5 protein-coding genes are annotated in these 3,474 nt (G+C 56.2%); 4 read left to right on the top strand and 1 reads right to left on the bottom strand.

Annotation, left to right across the window (positions count from 1 at the left end):
* The 4 genes from K5905_RS30095 to K5905_RS30080 all read left to right on the top strand — a co-directional run.
* On the top strand, nt 1-596 hold a 596-nt coding region (locus K5905_RS30095), incomplete at its 5' end, for an isocitrate/isopropylmalate family dehydrogenase (RefSeq protein ID WP_297591368.1).
* Nucleotides 593-1,684 carry a 4-oxalomesaconate tautomerase gene (locus K5905_RS30090; RefSeq protein WP_297591366.1) on the top strand — a complete coding sequence of 364 codons (1,092 nt, stop codon included), beginning with the start codon at nt 593-595 and terminating at the stop codon, nt 1,682-1,684. The genes K5905_RS30095 and K5905_RS30090, both read left to right, overlap by 4 nt.
* 40 nt (nt 1,685-1,724) lie before the next feature.
* Nucleotides 1,725-1,964, top strand: coding sequence for a hypothetical protein (locus tag K5905_RS30085; RefSeq protein WP_297591365.1), 240 nt, complete (start codon nt 1,725-1,727; stop codon nt 1,962-1,964).
* Nucleotides 1,961-2,929: a D-2-hydroxyacid dehydrogenase family protein gene (locus K5905_RS30080; protein ID WP_297591363.1), complete on the top strand. Its 969-nt coding sequence runs from the start codon at nt 1,961-1,963 to the stop codon at nt 2,927-2,929. Before K5905_RS30085 ends, K5905_RS30080 begins: the two co-directional genes overlap by 4 nt.
* 70 nt (nt 2,930-2,999) lie before the next feature.
* On the opposite strand, the gene K5905_RS30075 is transcribed toward K5905_RS30080, so the two are convergent.
* On the bottom strand, nt 3,000-3,474 hold a 475-nt coding region (locus K5905_RS30075), incomplete at its 5' end, for a helix-turn-helix domain-containing protein (protein WP_297591362.1).

Below are 3,474 nucleotides of genomic sequence, written 5' to 3'. Positions count from 1 at the left end.
GCCTTGTTACCGAAAAGGCCAGCGAACGGATCGCGCGTGCTGCATTTGAATATGCAAGAACGCACAAACGAGATCGGGTAACGGCTGTCCACAAAGCCAACGTGATGCGGACCAGCGATGGGCTCTTTTTGGACAGCGTTCGAAAGACCGCCAAGAACTACCCCGAGATCGAATTGGATGAAGTGCTTGTCGACGCGGCAGCAGCGCATCTTGTCCGGAACCCGGGCCGGTTCGACGTCATCGTAACAACCAACATGTTCGGGGACATCCTGTCCGATCTTGCCACCGAACTGGCAGGTGGCCTCGGGCTGGCGGCTTCCCTCAATCTGGGTCAGAAAAATGCGGCAGCGCAGGCACAGCATGGATCGGCTCCGGATATTTCCGGGCAGGACCAGGCCAATCCGACGTCCCTGATCGGATCGGCGGCCATGCTGCTGGATCACCTCGAGCTTGCTCCCGCGGCACAGGCAATTCGCCAGGCGCTAAAGGTCGCGTTGACCGATCCGCAATCACGTACTGCCGATCTTGGCGGTCGGCTCGGTACGCGCGCATTCACCGAAATTGTTGTTGAACTCATACGGAAGGCAACAAAATGAACCAGACCTCAATTCCCTTCATTTTCATGCGCGGCGGGTCTTCGCGAGGGCCTTATCTGAAGCGGAGCGACCTGCCCGAGGATCTCGATGTCCTGTCCAAGGTGCTGGTCTCGATCGTCGGCTCCGGCCACCCGTTCAATATTGACGGGATCGGTGGCGGGACAGCGGTTACAACCAAGATCGCCATGTTGTCCAGGTCTGATGATGATTGGGCTGATATCGATTATTTTTTTGCTCAGGTTGGCGTTGAAGACAAGCTGGTCGATTTCAAACCGTCCTGCGGAAACATTCTGGTTGGCGTAGGTCCCGCCGCGATTGAAATGGGTCTTGTTGACCCCACCGGTGATGTCACCGAAGTCAAGGTCAGGGCAGTGAACACCGGAACATGTGTTTCTGAAGTGGTGCAGACACCGGGCGGAACCGTTCAGTATGACGGCGACGCCGTCATTGATGGTGTCCCTGGCACAGCCGCACCGATCCAGCTGCGTTTCATGAAAGTGGAAGGCAGTCTCACCGGCGCGCTTTTTCCGACCGGTAAGGTGCAGGAGGTGATCAACGGTGTTGAGGTCACCTGCATGGATGTGGCCATGCCAATGGTGATCGGGCGGGCAGGGGACTTCGGTATCACCGGCTACGAAAGTGCCGCGGAGCTTGACGACAACAAGGCTCTCTTTGAGCAGATGGAAGCAATTCGACTGATCGCCGGCGAGCGGATGGGTCTTGGGGACGTCACCAGGTCGGTGACACCGAAATTCGGCTTGCTTGCGCCAGCCAGAGATGGCGGCTCCGCCTGCGTGCGCTATTTCATGCCCTGGAAGTGTCACCCGACGCTAGCTGTTACCGGGTCTCAGTGTCTGGCCTCCTGCCTGCTTGCTCCCGGAACAGTCGCGGAAGGAATGTTGCAAGGATCGGCAACGTCACCTGCCACACTGCTGCTGGAGCATCCGATGGGAAAGATGGAAGTCGCAATTGACTATGAAATCAACAATGGCCACTTCACGGTAAAGTCTGCCGGATTGCTAAGGACCGCGCGTGAACTGGCTGCCGGAGAAGTCTTCATTCCCGGATCTGTCTGGTCGCGCAACTAGCTGTCGCTGATTGAACGGGTCTGAAACTAAGGAGGACATGATGCCAACTGAATATGAACGCCAGATCGAGACGGCAACGCTCGCACTGCAGTTTGCCAGGCAACTCGTATGCGACGAAATTCGCGCCTATCCGACACCCGTTTCAGGTTGCGATGTGCAGTATAATGATCTTCTGTCGAAACGGGCACAGGTCACAACATCTCTGGAGGTCTTGCGACGCAATGTATTTGTTCCGACACCCCGCACATTGATCGAAGGGAGCGGTGTCGAAAGCCGATGAAAGTTCATATTCTTGACGACTGGTTCGATACGCTTCGAAGCTTGCCGTGCTTTGAAAAACTTAAAGAACACGATGTTACGGTCTGGACCGATCACGTTGAAAATGTCGATACACTGAGTGATCGCCTGCAGGAAGCAGAAGCACTTGTGCTCTTCCGCGAACGTACGAAAATCACTTCTGATCTGCTTGAGCGCCTGCCGAACCTGAAGCTGATCTCCCAGCGAAGCGTCTATCCGCATATCGATGTTGAAGCCTGTACGAAACATGACGTGCTTCTGTGCTCCAACATGCATGCAGGCACCCCGTCCTACGCGGCTGCAGAACTGACACTGACGCTGATGCTGGCCAGTTTCCGGCAGATACCCGAACAGGTTGCGTCCATCAGACGCGGAAACTGGCAAATGGGAGTCGGCAGGACCCTGCGTGGCCGCACGCTCGGGCTCTATGGCTATGGCAGGATTGCCAAGGCGGTTGCAAACTATGCTGAGGCGCTCGGCATGAATGTTCAGTGGTGGGCTTCCGAAGAGGGGCGTGCAAGGGCGAACGCAGACAGCGCCGCTGTCGCCAAGGACAGGGAAAGTTTCTTTGCCACCTCGGATATTGTCAGCCTGCATGTGCGCCTGAAACCGGCAACACGGGGCATCGTTACCGCGGCCGATCTCGCCGCCATGTCACCGAGGTCTCTTCTGGTCAACACTTCCAGGTCAGGCCTGATTGCACCTGGAGTGCTTGAAGCCGAGATTGAACGGGGCAGGATCTTTGCGGCGGTGGATGTTTTTGACACTGAGCCCCTGAGAGAGCCTGAAAATCTGTTGCTGCGGCATCCAAACGTATTACCGACACCGCATATCGGATATGTCACCGAAGACGAATTCGATCTGCAATTTTCCGATATATTCGACCAGGTCAATGCATATGCAACCGGGATGCCCATTCACATGATCAACCCGGAAATTCAGGCATGAGGAGACGCCGACCGGAACGTGTTCGGTCGCCTGGTTGAGAATGGTCGCTCGGCACACAGCAGCCCGTGACCTAACGTTGTTTCGCCAGGCGCTGTTCGCGATAGCGTTTCGGAGTTTCACCGAATTTGGCCTTGAACCAGCGCGAGAAATGGCTGCTGTCCGAAAATCCGCATTCATAAGAGATCTGGGTAATCGTGCGTTTGGAGTTCATCAGACGCCAGCGCGCGTGTTGAAGCCGCATGTCGCGCCACACTTCCTGCGGTGATGAATTGGCGTGTTGCAGAAACACGCGGTTCAGTTGCCGCACGGTTGAACCCAGCTTCTCGGCCAGGTGTTCGGTGGTGTCCGGTTCACGAAGCTTTTGCCGCATGATTTTGACGGCCTGCTCAACCCTCCAATTGCCGCATTCCTCAAGATCCTGATAAGGCAGGCGAGCCACTTCATGCGCGGATCTGTGCTCATCGACAACAAGGGCGGTGAGCCCTTTCATGCCGCGGGATCGTCCGCAATGTTCGATCAGGATTTCAACCGCCAGATCGATGGCC

The sequence above is a fragment of the Roseibium sp. genome (genome assembly GCF_025698965.1).
In the GTDB taxonomy this organism is placed as follows: domain Bacteria; phylum Pseudomonadota; class Alphaproteobacteria; order Rhizobiales; family Stappiaceae; genus Roseibium.
This window is presented reverse-complemented; position numbering and strand designations above follow the sequence as displayed.

Bases quoted from the DNA above. Each gene is read 5' to 3' on its own strand.
- K5905_RS30090 (WP_297591366.1), top strand. From the start codon at position 593: ATGAACCAGACCTCAATTCCCTTCATTTTCATGCGCGGCGGGTCTTCG.
- K5905_RS30085 (WP_297591365.1), top strand. From the start codon at position 1,725: ATGCCAACTGAATATGAACGCCAGATCGAGACGGCAACGCTCGCACTG.
- K5905_RS30080 (WP_297591363.1), top strand. From the start codon at position 1,961: ATGAAAGTTCATATTCTTGACGACTGGTTCGATACGCTTCGAAGCTTG.